At 72.8% G+C, this 17,525-nt stretch carries 18 protein-coding genes; 11 read left to right on the forward strand and 7 right to left on the reverse strand.

Annotated elements, in window-relative coordinates; genetic code table 11:
* Window positions 1-141 precede the first annotated feature (141 nt).
* A complete protein-coding gene (locus ACF062_RS25860) occupies window positions 142-1,005 on the forward strand; it encodes an ABC transporter substrate-binding protein (RefSeq protein ID WP_392141633.1) in 864 nt (287 codons plus the stop codon).
* Window positions 1,006-1,115: 110 nt separating this feature from the next.
* Here the strand turns inward: ACF062_RS25860 and ACF062_RS25865 are convergent, their stop codons facing one another.
* The gene (locus ACF062_RS25865; protein WP_392141635.1) at window positions 1,116-1,988 is read right to left on the reverse strand and encodes a MerR family transcriptional regulator; all 873 of its coding nucleotides are present in this window, start codon (window positions 1,986-1,988) and stop codon (window positions 1,116-1,118) included.
* Window positions 1,989-2,303: 315 nt separating this feature from the next.
* Here ACF062_RS25865 and ACF062_RS25870 point away from each other — a divergent pair, with 315 nt between their 5' ends.
* From ACF062_RS25870 to ACF062_RS25890, 5 genes are read left to right on the forward strand one after another with little or no spacing between them, the layout of a single operon-like run.
* Complete coding sequence (locus tag ACF062_RS25870) at window positions 2,304-3,860, forward strand: ATP-binding protein (RefSeq protein WP_392141637.1); 1,557 nt, start codon at window positions 2,304-2,306, stop codon at window positions 3,858-3,860.
* Entirely contained in the window at window positions 3,857-4,267 is a 411-nt protein-coding gene (locus ACF062_RS25875; RefSeq protein ID WP_359771001.1) for a roadblock/LC7 domain-containing protein, read from the forward strand. The genes ACF062_RS25870 and ACF062_RS25875 overlap by 4 nt, the downstream gene beginning before the upstream one ends.
* Window positions 4,264-4,647 carry a DUF742 domain-containing protein gene (locus tag ACF062_RS25880; RefSeq protein WP_392141639.1) on the forward strand — a complete coding sequence of 128 codons (384 nt, stop codon included), beginning with the start codon at window positions 4,264-4,266 and terminating at the stop codon, window positions 4,645-4,647. Before ACF062_RS25875 ends, ACF062_RS25880 begins: the two co-directional genes overlap by 4 nt.
* Window positions 4,628-5,245, forward strand: coding sequence for an ATP/GTP-binding protein (locus tag ACF062_RS25885; RefSeq protein WP_392141640.1), 618 nt, complete (start codon window positions 4,628-4,630; stop codon window positions 5,243-5,245). Before ACF062_RS25880 ends, ACF062_RS25885 begins: the two co-directional genes overlap by 20 nt.
* On the forward strand, window positions 5,242-6,513 hold the full coding sequence (locus tag ACF062_RS25890; protein WP_392141641.1) for a cytochrome P450: 1,272 nt from the start codon (window positions 5,242-5,244) through the stop codon (window positions 6,511-6,513). Before ACF062_RS25885 ends, ACF062_RS25890 begins: the two co-directional genes overlap by 4 nt.
* Before the next feature lie 104 nt (window positions 6,514-6,617).
* On the opposite strand, the gene ACF062_RS25895 is transcribed toward ACF062_RS25890, so the two are convergent.
* A complete protein-coding gene (locus ACF062_RS25895; protein WP_392141643.1) occupies window positions 6,618-7,643 on the reverse strand; it encodes a 7-epi-alpha-eudesmol synthase in 1,026 nt (341 codons plus the stop codon).
* 227 nt (window positions 7,644-7,870) lie between these two features.
* On the opposite strand from ACF062_RS25895, the gene ACF062_RS25900 reads away from it, so the two are divergent.
* A complete protein-coding gene (locus tag ACF062_RS25900; protein ID WP_392141645.1) occupies window positions 7,871-9,244 on the forward strand; it encodes a cytochrome P450 in 1,374 nt (457 codons plus the stop codon).
* Between the two features lie 24 nt (window positions 9,245-9,268).
* Here ACF062_RS25900 and ACF062_RS25905 read toward each other — a convergent pair whose 3' ends face one another.
* Window positions 9,269-9,880 (reverse strand): CGNR zinc finger domain-containing protein, encoded by a 612-nt coding sequence (locus tag ACF062_RS25905; RefSeq protein WP_392141647.1) that lies wholly within the window; start codon window positions 9,878-9,880, stop codon window positions 9,269-9,271.
* Between the two features lie 56 nt (window positions 9,881-9,936).
* Between ACF062_RS25905 and ACF062_RS25910 the strand changes: the two genes are divergently transcribed.
* Window positions 9,937-10,329: a PPOX class F420-dependent oxidoreductase gene (locus tag ACF062_RS25910; protein ID WP_392141649.1), complete on the forward strand. Its 393-nt coding sequence runs from the start codon at window positions 9,937-9,939 to the stop codon at window positions 10,327-10,329.
* A 22-nt stretch (window positions 10,330-10,351) separates the two neighbouring features.
* Here the strand turns inward: ACF062_RS25910 and ACF062_RS25915 are convergent, their stop codons facing one another.
* Window positions 10,352-11,458 (reverse strand): hypothetical protein, encoded by a 1,107-nt coding sequence (locus ACF062_RS25915; protein WP_392141651.1) that lies wholly within the window; start codon window positions 11,456-11,458, stop codon window positions 10,352-10,354.
* Between the two features lie 149 nt (window positions 11,459-11,607).
* On the opposite strand from ACF062_RS25915, the gene ACF062_RS25920 reads away from it, so the two are divergent.
* Window positions 11,608-13,566, forward strand: coding sequence for a M13 family metallopeptidase (locus ACF062_RS25920; protein ID WP_392141653.1), 1,959 nt, complete (start codon window positions 11,608-11,610; stop codon window positions 13,564-13,566).
* 50 nt (window positions 13,567-13,616) lie between these two features.
* Here the strand turns inward: ACF062_RS25920 and ACF062_RS25925 are convergent, their stop codons facing one another.
* Genes ACF062_RS25925 through ACF062_RS25935 form a run of 3 tightly spaced genes read right to left on the reverse strand, consistent with a single transcriptional unit; the run spans window position 13,617 to window position 15,936 of the window.
* The gene (locus tag ACF062_RS25925; RefSeq protein ID WP_392141655.1) at window positions 13,617-14,492 is read right to left on the reverse strand and encodes an alpha/beta fold hydrolase; all 876 of its coding nucleotides are present in this window, start codon (window positions 14,490-14,492) and stop codon (window positions 13,617-13,619) included.
* Window positions 14,493-14,505: 13 nt separating this feature from the next.
* Window positions 14,506-15,306 (reverse strand): PIG-L deacetylase family protein, encoded by an 801-nt coding sequence (locus tag ACF062_RS25930; RefSeq protein ID WP_392141657.1) that lies wholly within the window; start codon window positions 15,304-15,306, stop codon window positions 14,506-14,508.
* A 15-nt stretch (window positions 15,307-15,321) separates the two neighbouring features.
* Complete coding sequence (locus ACF062_RS25935) at window positions 15,322-15,936, reverse strand: TetR/AcrR family transcriptional regulator (protein ID WP_392141659.1); 615 nt, start codon at window positions 15,934-15,936, stop codon at window positions 15,322-15,324.
* A 124-nt stretch (window positions 15,937-16,060) separates the two neighbouring features.
* Between ACF062_RS25935 and ACF062_RS25940 the strand changes: the two genes are divergently transcribed.
* Both ACF062_RS25940 and ACF062_RS25945 read left to right on the forward strand, forming a co-directional pair.
* Window positions 16,061-16,525, forward strand: coding sequence for a nuclear transport factor 2 family protein (locus ACF062_RS25940; RefSeq protein ID WP_392141661.1), 465 nt, complete (start codon window positions 16,061-16,063; stop codon window positions 16,523-16,525).
* Window positions 16,522-17,379: an NmrA family NAD(P)-binding protein gene (locus ACF062_RS25945; protein ID WP_392141663.1), complete on the forward strand. Its 858-nt coding sequence runs from the start codon at window positions 16,522-16,524 to the stop codon at window positions 17,377-17,379. Before ACF062_RS25940 ends, ACF062_RS25945 begins: the two co-directional genes overlap by 4 nt.
* The last annotated feature ends 146 nt before the right edge of the window (window positions 17,380-17,525 follow it).

The following is a 17,525-nucleotide window of genomic DNA, read 5'->3' on the forward strand; positions in this document are numbered from 1 at the left end:
CTCGCGCGCCCCTCGCCGTGTACGCCGGTGCGCGCCAGGGCAGGAAGCACCGGACGGCCACGGCGGCACACGCAGGCGGCGGAACGGGCCACGGCAGGGGAGGGCCGCGCCGCGACACCGGACCAGGAGGAGTCGGACATCATGGCACACCGCACCGCCCAGGACTGGGAGTTCACTGACGACCGGGACCACCTGGTGAGGGCCCCACGCCGCCCGGCCAGGCTGGTCGCCTACCTGCCGACGGCCGCCGCGCTGCACGACCACGGCATACGCCCCGCCGGCGTCTTCGGCTCCGCGCACGACGACCCCGCCCTACCGGATCCGGCCAAGTCGGGCAGCCTGCCGCTCGCCGACGTCACCTACTTCGGAGCGGGCTCCGCGCTCGACCTGGACGCGCTTCTCGCCGCGGCGCCCGACCTGGTCGTCGCGCTCACCTACGGCGGCGGTCAGGTCTACGGCATCGATCCGGAGGCCGCCAAGTACCTGGAGGAGCGGGTGCCGCTCGCCGTGCTGGACGTAGGCCGCGGCCGTAGCCTCGCCGGGATCAGGGGCCGCCTCACCGCCCTCGCGCGCAGCCTGGGGGCACGTGAGCAGGCTGACGCGGAGGCCGAACTCCACGCCGCCGAAAGCCGGTTGAGCGACGTGGCGACCGGTGCCGTACGGCCGCGGGTGCTCGCCCTCTCGCCGGCGGGGCCCGACTCCGTCCACCTGGCGAGGCCCTACGCCTGGCCCGACCTCGCCGCGCTGACCGGACTCGGTGTCGGCCTCGTGGACCCCGAGTCCGGGCAGGGCGCCAACTGGTCCACGACCGGCTGGGCCGAGGCGGCCGCACTGGAGCCCGACCTGGTGCTCACCGACGTACGGTCCAACGCGGCCCGGCTCGGCGACGCCCTCGGGCCCGGCATCCGCACGCTGCCCTGGAACCCCGAACTGCCGCCCAGCGCACGGGAACACGCCCGCTTCTACGCCGCGCTCGCCGAAGCGCTGGAGGACGTGCGCCCCTGAGGAAGTGTCCGACCCCGGAGTGGCCGCCGTGCCCGTGTTCGAGGAGTACGCCGAGCAGCCTGGTCGGCTGCCCCACCCATGGAGTGGTGGCGTTGGCCGTACGGCGACCGCTACTGGGCGCTGCTGTCCGGGGCGGAGTCCGCGCTGTACGGGCCCCGGGGCGTGGAATCGAGGTAGTGGTGCAGACGGCCCGCGCCCTCCAGCATCGCCCGCGTCCGCGCGTTCAGCACGGTCTCCCGCTGGGCCAGGGCCGCCCGGAGCGCCACGACGCCGCCACTGCGGCGCAGGTCGTCGAGGACGGGCCGGATCTGCGCGAAGAGGTAGTGGCTCTGCCGCAGCAGGTGCACCACGCGGGCGTCGCGCACATCGGCCGGCAGGTACGAGCGGTAGTGCGTGCCCGGATCGCGTGAGGGAGTGAGCAGCCCGGCCGACTCCCACACCCGCAGGGCGGAGGCGCGCACGCCCAGATGGGCGGCCACCTCACCGATGCGCAGCCGCGAGCGCGGCAGGGCGGGGGCGCCGGGCCCCTCCTCGGCGACGGCCTCCAGGGCCCGACCCGTCGCCCGCAGGGAGCGCCGCTGCTCGTGCAGCGCGGCGTGCCCCGCGTCGATGAGCGCGAGCGCCTGCGGTACGTCCCCCTCGTGCACCGCCCGCATGACCGCCCGGGCGGTGCCGGGACCGTGTCCGCGGACCAGGGCCCGGTAGGTGAGCAGGGCCTGCCGGTGGCTGTCGTCGAACGTGCGGTACCCGGCGGGGGAGCGCGGTGCGGGCGGCAGGATCCCCGCGTCCGCGTAATTCCGGATCTGCTGCGTGGAGACCCCCGCCGCACGCGCCAGGTCGACCGGGCGCAGCCGCTCGGCCCCCGCTTGCCGCGCGGCGCCGCCTTCCTCGCGCTCCGCGCCACCGGCCTCGCTCCGGCTGCCGCCCGCCGTCTCCCGCGCAGGGCCGGCCGCGGCGCCGCTGCCCGCTTCCTGACGGCTCATCAATGACCTTTCCGGTGGCGTCCCGCCACCCCGATGCGCAGGTTACCGGGGGAGTCGCGGTGTGCGGGGCGAAGGCCGCGTACAGCAGGGAACACTCGAACACCAGCCGTCTGGATGATCTTGACTTGAAGATCACTACTGGTCCGTAGGCGAGACCGGGCCAGGTTGATCCACATCGCCTGTGACCCTATAAGCTCCGTTGTGGCGCGGCGTGTTGACGCGATGGCGCTCCGCCGCACCCTGCCGTGTCGCCGCCCTGTGCGGCATTCCGTTTCCGGTTGTCTCCCGTTCGAGCGCGTTGGTTTGAGGATGCAGATGGAACTAGCCACTCCGCCACCGGCGGCGGCCCGAGAGTCCAAGGCCTGGCGCGCCTGGTGGCTGTTGCCGCTCGGCTTAGGCGCGGGCACCTTCGCCGCCGCGGTGGCCGGGCCCGACGAGGCCCGCATACCCGTGGTCCTGGTCGGACTCGGCATGAGCGCCGCCGCCACTTTCTGTGTACGGCTCCTGCTGCGCTCGCGCGGTGAGCTGCGCCGGGCCGCCGAGCAGATCCAGGCGGCACAGATGAGCCACTCCCGGCAGTGGCAGAACCACGTGGCCTCCCTTGAGCACGAGTACGCCACCCAGCGCGCCGCCCTGGAGGCCCGCCTGGCCGAGGAGACCAAGACCTGGCAGCGGCGGGTCGACCGCCAGCGGGAACTGCTCGCCCGCCTCGGTGACGATTTCCTGCCCGAGGCCCTGGAGGGCCTGCGCGCCGGTGACGCCATCGACGACGTACTGCCGGATCTGGCCGGCGAGACCGACGTCTCGCCCGAGTTCCGCTTGGAGCTGCGCAAGGTCCTGCGGACCGGACTGATCGCCGTCGAGGAGGAGTTCAACCGCAGCACCTCCGCCGAACAGGCCGTCATCAGCATCGGCAGCCGCCTGCACGTCCTCACCGGCAAGATCCGCGGCCGGCTCCACGAGATGCAGGGCGAGCACGGCCGCTCTCCCGCCGTCGCCCAGGGCCTCATGGAACTCGACCAGGCGATCGGCCCCGCCGACTGCCTGGCCGCCAGCATCGGCGTACTCGGCGGCACGGACCGCCCCGGGCGGCAGTGGCAGGAGCCGCAGCGCCTGCTCAGCGTGGTCCGCGGCGGCATCGGCCGCATCAAGGACTTCGACCGCGTCCAGGTGCGCCGACTGCCCGAACTCGGCGTCGACGGCGGCCTCGTGGACCACCTCACGCTGATCTTCGCCCACCTCCTGGACAACGCGGCCCGTTACTCGCCGCCCACCGAGCCCGTGATCGTCTCGGGCAAGGAGGTCCCGAACGGCGTCGGCATCGAGATCCAGGACGCGGGCAAGGGCCTGAGCGAGGAGAAGAAGCAGCTGGCGCTCGACTCCCTCGAGGGCGTCGCCGCGGGCCCGGGGCTCGGCGGGCTCTCGGAGGACGCCCACCTCGGCCTGCGCGTCGTCGGCACCCTCGGCCGCAAGTACGGCATCAGGGTCACCTTCGCCGACTCGCCCTGGCTCGGCACCTCCGTCGTCGTGGTCGTACCGCACAAGTACTTCAGCCAGCTCCCGGCCACCGTGGCCCCCGACCGGCCCTCGGTCCCCGCCCCCCGGGCCGAGGCACACGCCGACCCGCGGTCGCCCGAGGCACCGGCCCTCACGGCCGGCGCCGCCCCCGACGCCGAGACCACCGCCGGTGGCCTGCCGAAGCGGCGCAGGAGCAAGCCGCGCGGGGACTCCCCGGCCGCGGTCGGCGCCCCGGTGGCGGCCGCGGCTCCGCCCGCCGTGCCGCCGGACACGTCCTTCGCCGGCCTCGCGGCGTTCGCCACCGCCGGACGAGAGACCGAAGAGCCCCGCACCGAAGAGAGCGACCAGCGATGACGCAACACGAGACCGACGTGAGCTGGGCGCTCCGTGACCTGACGGAGTCCATCCAGGAGATCCGCTTCGCGCTGGTGGCCTCCAGCGACGGCAAGGCCATCACGTCCTACGGCGCAGAGGACCCGGACGACGTGGACCGGTTCGCCGCGGTGGTCGCGGGGCTCCAGGCGCTCGCCCAGCCGGTGGCCGCCCAGTTCCCCAAGTACGGCGGCCAGTTGCGCCTCGCGATGATCGAGGTCGACGGCGGGCATCTCTTCGTGGTGCGCGCGGGTGTGGAGACGTACCTCGGAGTCCTCGCCAAGGAAGGGCTCGACCAGGGACTGCTCGGCCACCAGATGAGGGACCTGGCCCGGCGGATGGGTGAGCTTCTCGGCACCAGTCCGCGCCGGGAGGAGCAGCCTGGATGAGTGGCCCCCACCGGCCGGGGGACCCGTCCGGTCTCGAGCGCTACTACGTCCTCACGGGCGGGCGCAGCGGACCGGGCGGGGCCGCCGCCGGGCTCGACGTGGCGACGCTCGTCATCACCCGCGACTCCCGCACCGCGCCCCTGACGGACATGCAGCACGAGCACGAGGAGATCGTGCGCCGGTGCCGCGATCCGCTGTCGGTCGCCGAGCTGGGCGCCCACCTCGGACTGCCGTTCAACATTCTCGCGGTGCTGGTGACCGACCTGCTGGAGGCGGGACGGGTGGAGGCCCGTGACCCCATCCCGGTTTCTTCCCCCTCCGGCCACGGGCCGGACCTCGCGCTCCTTGAGGAGGTACTCAGTGGACTTGAAAGGCTTTGACCGCTCCGACCAGCCGTCGTCGGGCGCACTGGCCGCCGAGAGCCGCTCGGTCAAAGTGATGATCGCCGGTGGCTTCGGCACCGGAAAGACGACCATGGTCCGCTCGGTGAGCGACATCAGGCCGCTCACCACCGAGGAGACCCTGACCCAGGCCAGCATCGACGTCGACCACCTGATCGGGGTCGCGGACAAGCAGGAGACCACGGTCAGCCTCGACTTCGGCCGCATCGGCCTGAACGAGCAGCTGGTGCTGTACCTGTTCGGCACGCCTGGACAGGAGCGCTTCTGGTTCCTGTGGAACGGCCTCTTCAAGGGGGCCCTGGGCGCGGTCGTCCTCGTCGACACGCGGCGCCTCGCGTCCAGCTTCCGGGCGATCGAGGAGATGGAGCGCCAGGACGTCCCCTTCGTCATCGCCCTGAACGTCTTCCCCGACTCCAAGGAGCACCCCGTCGAGGAGATACGGGAGGCCTTGGACATCCCGCCGCACACCCCGGTCGTCACCTGCGACGCCCGTGACAAGGCGTCCAGCCGCGATGTCCTCATCGCTCTCATCCGCCACCTCAAGGAACGCTCCGCCGCCGTCCTGGAGTCCCGATGAACGCCCCTCTCGACGACGCCGGAACACCCGGGACCGGCGGCGGAGGCTGCCCGGTCCGGCACGGCGACACGGACACGCTCACCCGCCTCTACGGGCCCGAGGCCGCGGGCGACCCGCACGGCATCTACGCGCGGCTGCGCGCGGAGCACGGCTCGGTGGCGCCCGTCCTGCTCGAAGGGGATGTGCCCGCCTGGCTGGTCCTCGGCTACCGGGAGAACCGGCGGGTCCTGGAGAACCCCCGCCAGTTCACCCGCGACTCGCGGATCTGGCGGGACTGGAAGGAGGGCCGGGTCGAGGACTCGTCCCCGCTGATGCAGATGGTGGGCTGGCGCCCGGACTGCGTCTCCCAGGAGGGCGAACCGCACCGCAGGCTGCGCGCGGCCGTCACCGACAACCTCCAGGCCGCGGCGGGCCGCGGCATCAGGCGGCACGTCACCCGCTTCGCGAACAAGCAGATCGACGCGTTCGTGGCGGCGGGCAGCGCCGACCTGGTGGAGCAGTACGCGGAGTACCTGCCGATGCTCGTCCTGACCCGCCTCTTCGGCCTCGCCGAGGGGGAGGGGCGCCGACTGGCCCACTCCTGCGCCCAGGTCATCAAGGGTGGCGAGGAAGCCGTCGCGCACAACGACCGGATCATGTCGATCCTCGGCGAACTCGCCGAGCGCAAGCGGGCCGAGCCCGGCTCGGACTTCACCACCGGGCTCCTGAGCCACGAGGCGGGCCTGGACGACGGCGAGATCCTCAGCCATCTGCGCCTGGTGCTGATCGCCGCCCACACCACCACCAGCAACCTGCTGGCCAGGGTCCTGCAACTGGTGCTCACACACCCCTCCCACATGACCGGCCTGGTGAGCGGGCAGCTCAACATCTCGGCGGTCGTGGAGGAGGTCATGTGGAACACCCCGCCGCTCTCCGTCTGCCCGGGGCGCTTCGCCACGGCCGACCTGGAACTCGGCGGCCGCCGGATCAAGGCGGGTGACCTGCTCGTCCTCGGCCTCGCCGCGGGCAACCTCGACCCGGAGATCAGGCCCGACGCCTCCACGACGCTGCACGGCAACAAGGCGCACCTCGCGTTCAGCGGCGGTTCGCACGAGTGCCCGGGGCAGGGCGTGGGCCAGGCCATCATCGAGACGGCCGTCGACGTGCTGCTGCACCGCCTGCACGGCCTGCGCCTCGCGACCGCGCCCGACGAACTGACCTCCACGGCCTCCACCTGGGAAAGCCGCCTCGACCGCCTGCCGGTCGAGTTCACGCCGCAGGGGGCCTGAGCCGTCGTCGGCCTGGGAGGCGGAACGCGCGCACCAGCCGGTGCGCGCGTTCCGCCCCCAGCCGCCTCCGGACCCGCCTCAGCCCCCGCAGGGCCCGCCCCGCCTCACACAGTCAGCAGGTCATCGAGCGACCCGCGCCCCCGCTCCTCCGCGGCTGCCGCCGGGGTGTTCTTGACGGCGGCGTAGCGGCCCGTCACCAGCGCCCACTCGTAGTTGCCGTTGATCCAGTGCTGGATGGCCTCCACGCCCATCCGCACCCGGGCCCGCTCGTCCACGCCGAGCCGCAACTCCTCGCACATCGCCGGTACTTCGGACTCCAGGCGCAGATAGTCGGCGAGCCGCTCCTCGGTCATCCGTATCGCCTCGGCGGCGGCCTCCTCCCAGCCGTAGCCGCGCTCCTGCTGAAGGACGGTGATGAGGTTGTGCCCGTCGCCCCGGCGCTTCTCGCGCTCGAACGAGTGGATGTCGTTCATGAAGCCGATGGTGTCCGCGGCGGCGTCCCGCAGGGCGACCATCAGCGGATGCGCCTGCGCCTGCACGGGAACCTCGAAGCGGCGGCTGCGCTCACCCGCGTCGATGCTGTGGTGGATGCCCACGGTACGCCGCCGGAACGCCGTGTACTCGGCCAGGCGGAGCCGCCCGCCGCGGGCCGCCAGGTCGACCTCCTCGGAGTGCGCGACCAGGAACCGCCCCCAGGACGCGGCGAACCGGGTGCGCCAGGCCGGTGACATGCCGTCGGCCAACTGCTCCCAGACCTGCGCCCACGCCACCGTGATGGGGCAGACGACCCGTGGCCGGCTGCCGACCGGCCGCAGAGGCGTGGCGACGAGCTCGCGCGACACCTCCGCTATCCGGTCCGCCCGGTCGGGCCGCGCCGCGTCGAACTGGTCGTCGAAGAGGAAGGCGAGCGAGAACCAGTTCATCAGGACGACCATGTCCTCGGCCGAGGCGTACGGATACGTGCGTATCGCCGCCTGGGGCAGATCCCAGCTCTCGTACTCCTCGAAACCGCCTTCGCTGCGTATCAGGCCCATCTCCCTGACCCACCGCAGGTGTTGCTCCCGCGCGACGTCGAGGTGTTCGCTGACCGGGGTGCTGAAGGGGATCTCGAAACGAACGTCCTGCGGCATATTCACGTACTCCTCGGGCGACGCGCGCAAGGTCCCCCGGCCCGCGCGCAGATACATGGCCTGTTCAATGATCAACTGCGCTACCAAGCTGCCCGGACGCCAAACGATCTATGCTGTGATCAAGTCAACTGCCGTGACCTGCTTGAAGATGGCAAGGTTGCTCGCGAAGACGGAGGGGAAGTGATAAGCGGAATCGTCCCTACCGTCACAGGAGCAGCTGACTCACCGTGTCCATCGCGCCCTCTTCCCCCGCCCCCGCCACCACCGGCATACCCACCGCCCCGGGCTCGCTGCCGCTCCTCGGCCACGCGATACCCCTGCTCCGCGACAACCTCGCCTTCATCGCCTCCCTGCGCGACCAAGGGCCCCTCGTACGGATCCATCTCCAGCCCGGCAGACCGACGATCGTCGTCAACGACCCGGCCCTGATCCGGCAGGTGCTCGTCGACCTCGCGCCCGGCCTCGACAAGGGGCGCTTCTTCGAGAAGATGGGCCAAGTCCTCGGCGGCGACAGCGTGGTGACCGCCGCGGGCGCCGACCACGTGCGCAAACGGCGCCAGCTCCAGCCCGCCTTCCGGCACACCGAGATCGCCCGCTACGTCGACCTCATGCGCGAGCAGGCGACCCGCACCGCCGCCTCCTGGACCCCGGGCCAGGCCCTCGACGTCCGCGAGGTCATGGTCAAACTCTCCCTCGACATGCTCGCCGCCACCGTCTTCGCCTCCAGCCTCGACGAACAGGCCTTCCTGCGGCTGCGCCGCGATCTGTCCGTGGTGATGAACGGCGTCGGCGCGCGCATCATGCTCCCCGACTGGGTGGAGCGGCTGCCGCTGCCCGCCAACCGCCGCTTCAACGCCTCCCGGGCGGCGGTGCGCGCCATCATCGGCGACGCGGTCACGCAACTGCGCACCTCCGGCCACGACACGGGCGACATGCTCTCGATGCTGATGCGGGCCGAGGACGAGGAGACGGGCGAGCCGCTGACGGGGCACCAGATCTGCTCGGAGGTCCTCACGTTGGCGGTCGCGGGCACGGAGACCACGGCATCGGTCCTCTCCTGGATCCTCTACGAACTCGCCCGCAACCCCGAGGTCGACCAGCGCCTCCAGGCCGAACTGGACGAGGTACTCGCGGACCGCCCGGTCACCTTCGAGGACATCCCGCAGCTCCCCTACCTCCGCGACGTCATCACCGAGGCGCTGCGCCTGCACCACACCGGCTGGCTCGTCACCCGGCGCACCCTCGCCCCGATCCGCCTCGGCGACCAGGAGATCCCGGCGGACACGGAACTGGCGTACTGCCAGCACGCTCTCCACCGCGACCCGGGCCTCTTCCCCGACCCGCTGCGCTTCGACCCCGGCCGCCGGCTGGACGAGACGCAGAAGGCCGTCCTGTCCAACGGCGCCTTCCTGCCCTTCGGCGCGGGCAAGCACAAGTGCATCGGCGACCACTTCGCGATGACGGAGATCGCCACGGCGATCGCGACGCTGACCCGCGACTGGCGGCTGGAGACGGTGCCCGGCCAGAGCGTCCGCCCGGTGGCGAGGGCGACGGTGCGGCCCAGCACGCTGATGATGACGGCGGGCCACAGGCGGACCTGACACGCCCGGCTGCCGACGGGGGACTCATCCGTCCCGCTCGTCCGCGGCGCGGCGCGCGCGGAGCGTCCGTACCTTGTGGAGGTTGCCGCAGTGCTCCATCGAGCACCAGCGGCGGCGGCCGGGGCGGGAGGTGTCGACGTAGATCAGGTGGCAGTTGTCGGACGCGCAGACGCGGACGCGGTGCGCGAACGGCCCCGTCAGCAGTTCGACGGCGTCCCGCGCGACGGTGGAGAGCAGCCCCGGCCCGTCGCAGCCCCGCGCCCAGCGGCGCTCGCCGTCCGGTCCGACGGCGGGGACCAGCGGCGGACGGGCCGCCGCTTCGTTGACGGTGCCGAGGTCGGCCGGGGCGGCGCTCCCGCCCTCGGCCCGGGCCCTCGTCAACCGGAACAGCGCGTCCCGCAGCCGCCGCGCGTGCGCCACGTCAGCCGCGGACACCTCCAGGACGGGCGTCGGCGTCAGCCGCGAACGCCCGGCCCAGGCGGCCAGGTCCTCGGGGGCGTGCAGCGTCTCGTGGCGGCGGGACGCGCCGGGGCCTTTGGTGGTCAGCAGCTCCAGGCAGAGCGCGCCCGGGTCGAAGCGGTACGTGGCGCCGCTGTGGGCGCGCATCAGGATGCCGGGGGCCGCGGGCGATGGCATGTAACCACCATAAGCGGTTACGTCGCCCGCGCCCCGCGCGGCTTAGACTCCCCGGCATGGACGACACTCCCTGGGCACGGCTCGGCGCCGGAAAGTACCTGCTGGTCAGCAGTTACCGAAAGGACGGCACCCTCGTGCCGAGCCCCGTCTGGGTCGTCCCGGACGGCGACGCCCTCGGGATCTGGACCGCCGGGGACTCCTGGAAGGTGAAGCGCATCCGCCGGCGCGCGGACGTCATGGTCGGCCCGTGTGACCTGCGAGGCAATCCGACGGGCAAGCAGGTGCCCGCCACCGCTGAGATCTGCCCGCCCGAGGTCACCGCGCGCTACCGCCGCCTCATCGCCCGCAAGTACGGGGTGATCGGCTTCCTCACGCTGCTCGGCAGCAGGCTACGGCGCGGGCTGAAGGGCACGGTCGGCATCCGCATCACGCCCGCGCCGCCGCACTGACGCCCGCCTCCGCGGCCCTCCCTCAGGAAGCGCTCGGTTCCCGCGGCGCGGTCGCCGCCTGGAGGGCCGAGATGCACGCGCCGATGGCCTGCTGGAGGTCTTCGAGGCGGCGCACCATGTCGTCCTCGTAGATGTCCTGGATGTCCTCGGCGTTCTGGATGTCGTCGAACGTCAGCTCCTCGAAGACCTTCGTCGCCTTCTGCAGGCTGCTGTAGAACTTCGCGCGCCGCTCCTGCACGCGCAGCTCCGGGTCGCTCTGGACGGTCTGCGCGACCAGGTCGCGCACCGTGTCGTACGCCTCACGCGCCCACTCGCCGGACTCCTCGCCGTCGTCCAGCTCGTCGATGAGGGACAGGTGCCGCTCGGCCTCCTCGCGCAGCTCGGCGGGGGCCTCGATCAGCTGGCCCGCGGGGGTTTTGACCTGGCCCTTCTCCACGATCTGGCGGACATAGCCGACGCGGTCGCCCGCCTTGGCCTCGGCGGCCACGGCCTTCTTGAGGTCGTCGGCGCGGACGATGTCGCGGACCAGCTCGGTTCGGAGCGCCGGGTCCTCCCCGAGGCGGTCCATCAGCGCCTTCCTCGCGGCCTCCGCGGTGCCGGGGTCGGCGAGGATCGCCGCACGCAGCGCGGTCGGGTTCTCCGCGACCTCCAGGGCCTTGGTCGGGCGGATGCCCTCGGCCTCGGCGGCCTCCGTGATGGCGTTGCCGCGCGGGGTCAGGGCGCTGGAGCGGGAGGTGTAGTACGTCAGCCACACGTCGGCGTCGGGCAGCTCCACGTCCATGCCGGGAGCGAGCGCCTCGAAGTGCGGCACCATGCCGTCGTCGGCGGCCTTGTCCCACGCCTTGTAGTACCGCATGACGCGGTCGGCCGAGCAGCCCGCGAGCTCGGCGAACTCCTTGGCCGAGATCTTCGGCGTCTCACCCGCGCCCTGCCCGCCCGGGCGCACGCTGCGGGCGACCCTCAGGCCGAAGGCCCAGCCGCCGGTGCGCGCGTAGGCCCCGAAGGCGCGGGCGTCCTCGGCCACCAGGCACGCCACGTCGACGGCCGGGGCCGGGTCGGCGGCCGGGCCCGCCTCGGAGGCGGTGGCCTCGGGAGCGGCGGTCTCGGACGGGGCGATGGCTGCGGTCACGGAAGCTCTCCTGGTGTGACAGATGTGCGGAGGTTGACGCGATACTTTATCGCTCCTATTGGGATGGTTTGCACGCGAGTTGGCGGCGCGCTGCCACGCGTTGACTCCGGGCCTTCGCCCGCGGGCGACGGCTCGCATAGGGTGCGTGGATGAGCATTCTGGATGACGCCCGCCCGGGCATGAACCCCGAGATCCGCCCGCAGGACGACCTGTTCGGACACGTGAACGGCCGCTGGCTGGACACCGAGAAGATCCCCGAGGACCGCTCCAGCTGGGGCCCCTTCGTGCAGCTGGCCGACACGGCCGAGGAGCAGGTCAAGGAGATCATCCAGGAACTGGCGGCGGAGGCCTCGGGCGCCCCGTCCGAGGACGCCCGGAAGATCGCCGCGCTGTACGCCTCGTTCATGGACGAGGAGACCATCGCCGCCCGCGGGCTCACCCCCGCACAGCCCCTGATCGACGAGGTCGCCGGGCTGCGGGACGTGCGCGAGCTGGCCGCCTTCCTCGGCCGCTTCGAGCGTATCGGCGGCTCGGGGCTCTTCGGCTCGTACATCGATTCCGACGACCGCGACTCCGACCGCTACCTCTTCAACATCCTCCAGGGCGGCCTCGGCCTGCCCGACGAGTCGTACTACCGCGACGAGAAGTTCGCCGAGATCCGCGAGAAGTACGTCGCCCACCTCACCCGCCTCCTCGCGCTCGGCGGGCACGCCGCCCCCGAGGCCGCCGCGAAGACCGTGCTCGCGCTGGAGACGCGGCTCGCCGCCGGCCACTGGGAGCGCGCCGAGACCCGCGACGTACTGAAGACCTACAACCTCACGACGCTGGACGAACTCCTGGCCCTGGCACCCGAGTTCGACTGGCGCGGCTACGTCGAGGGGCTCGGCGGCTCGGAGGCCACGATCGCCGAGACGTGCGTACGCCAGCCGTCCTATCTCGCGCATCTCTCCACGGTCCTCGCCGGGACGCCGATCGAGCAGTGGCGGGACTGGGCGCTGACGCGGGTGCTCCGCGCCTGCTCGCCGTACCTCACCGACGAATTCGTGCGGAACAACTTCGAGTTCTACGGCCGCACCCTGAACGGCACCCCCGAGCTGCGCGCCCGCTGGAAGCGGGCCGTGGCCTTCGTCGAGGGCGCCATCGGCGAGGCCGTCGGCAAGGAGTACGTCGCGCGGCACTTCCCGCCGTCGTCCAAGGCGATCATGGACGACCTCGTCGCCAACCTCCTGGAGGCCTACCGCCAGTCGATCGCCCGCCTGGACTGGATGACCGACGAGACGAAGGAACGGGCGTACGAGAAGCTCGCCACCTTCCGCCCCAAGATCGGCTACCCCGACACCTTCCGTGACTACTCGGCGCTCCAGGTCAGCGCCGACGACCTGCTCGGCAACGCTCAGGCGGCGGCCGCGTTCGAGTCGGACCGGCAGCTCGCCAAGATCGGTTCGCCGGTCGACCGCGACGAGTGGTTCATGCTGCCGCAGACGGTCAACGCGTACTACAACCCGGGCACCAACGAGATCTGCTTCCCCGCGGGCATCCTGCAGAAGCCGTTCTTCTCGCCCGACGCCGACCCGGCGGAGAACTACGGCGGCATCGGCGCGGTCATCGGCCACGAGATCGGCCACGGCTTCGACGACCAGGGCGCGCAGTACGACGGCGCGGGCAACCTCAACGACTGGTGGACGGCCGCCGACAAGGCCGCGTTCGAGGCCAAGTCGAAGGCGCTGGTCAAGCAGTACGACGGCTTCTCGCCCCGCAACCTCCCCGGCGAGTTCGTCAACGGCTCGCTGACGGTCGGCGAGAACATCGGCGACCTCGGCGGCCTGACCATCGGGCACACCGCGTACCTCATCTCGCTCGACGGGGCGCCGATGCCCGAGAGCGACGGCATGACCGGCTCGCAGCGGCTCTTCAAAAACTGGGCGTACTGCTGGCGGACCATGCGCCGCAAGGAGCAGGAGCAGCAGTACCTCACGATCGACCCGCACTCGCCGCCGGAGTTCCGCGCCAACATCGTCCGCAACCTCGACGAGTTCCACGAGGCGTTCGGCACGGTGGAGGGCGACGGCCTGTGGCTGGACCCGGCGGAGCGCGTGCGGATCTGGTGAGACCCCGCAGGGCGCCGCGGACCCGACAGGTCCGCGGCGCCCCCCGCGGCTCAGGCGAGGAAGGCTGCGGTGGCCGCCGTGAACCGTGCGGGGTCGTCCAGCCACGGGAAGTGGGCGGCGCCGGGCTGCACGACGAGCTCGGCGTGCGGGAAGAGGGCGGCGACCTCGGCCATGGCGGGCGGCGGTGAGTTCAGGTCGGCCTCCCCGGCGAGCACCAGCACCGGTGATGCGAAGCGGGCGAGCGCGGCGCGGGTGCTCTCGGGGTCGTAGGCGCCCTCGCCGCCGAAGGCCGCCGCGGCCTCGTCGTTGCGCTGCTCGTCCTCGGCCGCCCGGTGGGCCCGCGCGGTCCCGTCCCAGCGGCCGTAGGAGAACGGCGTCATGGCCTGCCAGGACTCGGCGGTCGCCCGCCCGGCCACGACCGCCTCCAGGGCCGCGAACGCCGTCGGGAACCACGGCTCGTCCCGGCGCAGCAGCGCCGTCTGCCGCCGTACCTCACCGGTGACCGTGATGCCGACGGCCAGCACGCTGGGCGTGATCAGCGCGAGCCTCGCGACGCGTTCGGGGTGGCGGGCGGCGTAGAGCACGGCGAGGTTCGTACCGCCGGAGTGCGCGAGCAGGTCCATCGTGTCGAGGCCCAGGTGCTCGCGCAGCGCCTCCACGTCGTCGACGAGGCGGTCGCAGCGGTACGAGGCGGTGTCCCGCGGCACCTCGGAGGCGCCGGTGCCCCGGAGGTCCAGCATGGCCAGCGGGCGGTGCGCGCTCAGGCCGCCGAGGTCGCCGAGGTACGCGGAGGCCTGCATGGGGCCGCCGGGCAGACAGACCACGGGGGCGGCGCCGGCCGGACCCGTGCGCCGCTCGGGGTCCGCTTCGCCTCCGAGTACGTGGTAGGCGAGTCGGGTGCCGTCGGGCGCGGAGAAGGTAGACATGGGCCTGACCTTCTCAGGGCTCTTGGTCCGGATCAACCGGGTTGACCGGCCATGGGCCGGCGGTGAGTTCGCTCTGGTCACCAGCCGTCGGGCCCAGGTGGTGACGGATGTACCACTCGGTGGAGAGCAGCCGTGCGCGGGCCTCCGGCGCGAGGGCGGCGATCAGGGCGGGCACGGCGCCCCGTGCCACCTCACTGCGGTGCGCGAGCACGGCGGCGACCTTCTGGGCCAGCCAGGGGCGGACGTCCACGGTCGCGGTGACCCACGCGTCGGGCACGCTGCGCACCGCTTTGCTCTCACCGACCACATCGCTCAGCGCCGCCACGGCGGCGTGCGGGTGCGTGGCCAGGTGGAGCGCGCGTGGCTGCCAGGGCGCGCCGGCCTCCGGGTAGAGCTGTTCGAGCCCGGCGGCCTGCGCGGCGAGCATGGTTACCCGGTGGGTGTGGACGTGGTCCGGGTGCCCGGTCAGCCCGCCGTAGGCGTCATGGGTGACCACGATGTCCGGGCGGACGTCCCGGATGTGGGCCACCAGCCGCCGCACCGCCTCGTCCAGCGGGGCGTCGATGAACCGCGGCTCTCCGGGGGCGGAATCCGGTACGCGCGCGTCGGCGAAGCCGAGCAGACGGGGCTCGCCGGCGCCGAGGATTCGCGTAGCGTCCGCAAGCTCCGCGGCGCGTCCGGTGCCCGGGGCCCAGGTCGCGGTCACCACCGCGGTGCGGGCGCCCGCCGCCGCGTGCCGTGCGAGCAGGCCGCCCGACATCAAAGATTCGTCGTCGGGATGAGCGAAGACCGCGAGCAGGCTCGGTGTCGTCATCGAAGCGCCGCCTTTCTAGTCATGGCCGCCTTTCCGGTCATGTGGGACGTCGGCCGTCACGGTCGCACGGACGAGGGCGGCCACGCCGTCGTGGATGCGCCGCACCGGGGTGCCGCCGGCCCGGAGGTGCTCGATCAAGTCGCTGCGTACGGCGGCCAGGAGCGCGTGCGCGAGGAAGTCGGCGTCCCGCTCGCCGCGGGCCTCGGTGAGCAGGGCCGTCAGCTCGGCGTGCCACAGCGCGTAGGTCTCGTTGCGGTAGGGACTGCCGCTGCCCGCGCTCTCCAGGGCGAGCATCAGGGGGCGCGTGTCCAGCTTCAGGCGCAGCAGGGCGTCCAGGAGGGCGAGGGCGCGCTGCTCCGCGGGTGCGCCCGGACCGAGCGGCGGGGGGCCGGTCGCGACCTCGGCCCGCAGCTGCTCGGTGCGCTGCTCGACGAGCGCCTTGATCAGCCCGACGCGGTCGCCGAACCGGCGGAAGAGCGTGCCCTTGCCCACCCCGGCGGCCGCCGCGATGTCGTCCATGGACACGCGGTCGGGGTCCTCGCCCTCGCTGAACAGCCGCTCGGCGGCGGCCAGTACGGCCTCGCGATTGCGCTGGGCGTCGGCCCGCTCCTTGCGCGGGGGTGGTGTCACGGTGCCTCCACTGGAAAAACGGACCGCCAGTCCGTATCATCAAAGCGGACCGCTGGTCCGCATCCTGAAAGCGGACCAGCGGTCCGTATTCTAACGTGGACCAGCACCGCAGAGAGGCACAGCCATGCCCGACGCAAGCGCCAGCGACAGCCCGCACACCGGCACGCCCCCGGAAGACGTCTTCCGGCACGGGCTCGAACTACTCCTGGCCAAGGACTTCGAGGGATGGGTCGACCTGTGGGCCGACGACGGCACCTTCGAGTTCCCCTTCGCCCCGCCCGGCGCGGTGCGCCACCTGGAGGGCAAGCCCGCCATCCGCGCCTACATGTCCGCGTATCCCCACCACGTCGACCTCCACGCCTTCCCCGACACCCGGGTCCACCGGACCGGCGACCCCGACGTCGTGATCGCCGAAATGCGGGCGGAGGGCCGCTCGGTGGCCACCGGACAGCCCTTCGAGATGTCGTACGTAGCCGTCGTCACCGTCAAGAACGGGCTGATCACCCACTACCGCGACTACTGGAACCCGCTGACCGCCCTGGAGGTCGCGGGCGGCACCGACGCGCCGTTCGCGGGAGCCGGCCGATGAGCGGCCGCACGGCGCCGATCCTGGTGACCGGCGGCACCGGCAACACCGGGCGCCGGATCGCCGGCCTTCTCGCCGGGGCCGGACACCGCGTCCGTACGGGCAGCCGTCGCCCGGCGCCTGGCGACGGCCACCCGTGGGCGCGCTTCGACTGGGGTGACGCGGCGACCCACGGCGCGGCCCTGGAAGGCGTGCGCCGCGTCTATCTCGTCCCGCCCACCGGCGAGCCGGATCCCGCCGCGTACCTGCTGCCCTTCCTCGACCTGGCGCGCCGGGCCGGGGTCGACCGCGTGGTGCTGCTCAGCTCCTCGGCCATCGCGGAGACGGATGGCGGCCTCGGCGAGGTCCATCGCGCGGTCCGCGCGCGGTTCCCGCAGTGGACCGTGCTGCGGCCCTCCTGGTTCATGCAGAACTTCAGCGGCGACCATCCGCACGCCCGCGGCATCCGAGAGCGCGGCGAGATCGTGACGGCCACCGGGGACGGCCGGGTCGCGTTCGTGGACGCCGAGGACATCGCGGCCGTCGGCGCCCGGGCCCTGACGGACGAGCGCCCGCACAACACCGCCCGGCTCATCACCGGCCCCCAGGCGCTGAGTTACGCGGAAGTCGCGGCGACCCTCTCCCGCGTCACGGGCACGGCCGTGCGCCATCGCGCCGTCCCTCGCGCGACGTTGCGGGACCGGCTGGCCGCCGACGGCATGCCGGAACGCTTCGCCGACCTCCTCGCCGGCATGGACGAGGCGATCGCCCAGGGGGCGGAGGACCGGACGAGCCCGGCCGTGGAACAGGTCACGGGCCGCGCACCGCGCTCCTTCGCCGACTTCGCCGCGGCGCACGCGGCCGTCTGGCGGCGGTGAGGAGGCGGCGTCCGAGGTGACGACCCTCACCTCTTCCACCTGTCTTCCACCTGCCGGTCTCCTCTTCCGCCCGGGACCGTCTCGCACCGCGTCGCGCGGCGGGTACCCACGCGCCGCCCCGGCCCGGCGGGAGCCGTCACCGGAGC

Origin of the sequence: Streptomyces sp. NPDC015345 (genome assembly GCF_043078805.1) — a bacterium.
Lineage (GTDB): Bacteria > Actinomycetota > Actinomycetes > Streptomycetales > Streptomycetaceae > Streptomyces.

Excerpts from the sequence above, each read along its gene's own strand:
- ACF062_RS25875 (WP_359771001.1), top strand. The coding sequence starts at position 3,857 with ATGACGCAACACGAGACCGACGTGAGCTGGGCGCTCCGTGACCTGACG.
- ACF062_RS25870 (WP_392141637.1), top strand. The coding sequence starts at position 2,304 with ATGGAACTAGCCACTCCGCCACCGGCGGCGGCCCGAGAGTCCAAGGCC.
- ACF062_RS25925 (WP_392141655.1), bottom strand. The coding sequence starts at position 14,492 with ATGTCTACCTTCTCCGCGCCCGACGGCACCCGACTCGCCTACCACGTA.
- ACF062_RS25945 (WP_392141663.1), top strand. The coding sequence starts at position 16,522 with ATGAGCGGCCGCACGGCGCCGATCCTGGTGACCGGCGGCACCGGCAAC.
- ACF062_RS25890 (WP_392141641.1), top strand. The coding sequence starts at position 5,242 with ATGAACGCCCCTCTCGACGACGCCGGAACACCCGGGACCGGCGGCGGA.
- ACF062_RS25930 (WP_392141657.1), bottom strand. The coding sequence starts at position 15,306 with ATGACGACACCGAGCCTGCTCGCGGTCTTCGCTCATCCCGACGACGAA.
- ACF062_RS25905 (WP_392141647.1), bottom strand. The coding sequence starts at position 9,880 with ATGCCATCGCCCGCGGCCCCCGGCATCCTGATGCGCGCCCACAGCGGC.
- ACF062_RS25880 (WP_392141639.1), top strand. The coding sequence starts at position 4,264 with ATGAGTGGCCCCCACCGGCCGGGGGACCCGTCCGGTCTCGAGCGCTAC.
- ACF062_RS25910 (WP_392141649.1), top strand. The coding sequence starts at position 9,937 with ATGGACGACACTCCCTGGGCACGGCTCGGCGCCGGAAAGTACCTGCTG.
- ACF062_RS25865 (WP_392141635.1), bottom strand. The coding sequence starts at position 1,988 with ATGAGCCGTCAGGAAGCGGGCAGCGGCGCCGCGGCCGGCCCTGCGCGG.
- ACF062_RS25920 (WP_392141653.1), top strand. The coding sequence starts at position 11,608 with ATGAGCATTCTGGATGACGCCCGCCCGGGCATGAACCCCGAGATCCGC.
- ACF062_RS25940 (WP_392141661.1), top strand. The coding sequence starts at position 16,061 with ATGCCCGACGCAAGCGCCAGCGACAGCCCGCACACCGGCACGCCCCCG.
- ACF062_RS25895 (WP_392141643.1), bottom strand. The coding sequence starts at position 7,643 with ATGCCGCAGGACGTTCGTTTCGAGATCCCCTTCAGCACCCCGGTCAGC.
- ACF062_RS25860 (WP_392141633.1), top strand. The coding sequence starts at position 142 with ATGGCACACCGCACCGCCCAGGACTGGGAGTTCACTGACGACCGGGAC.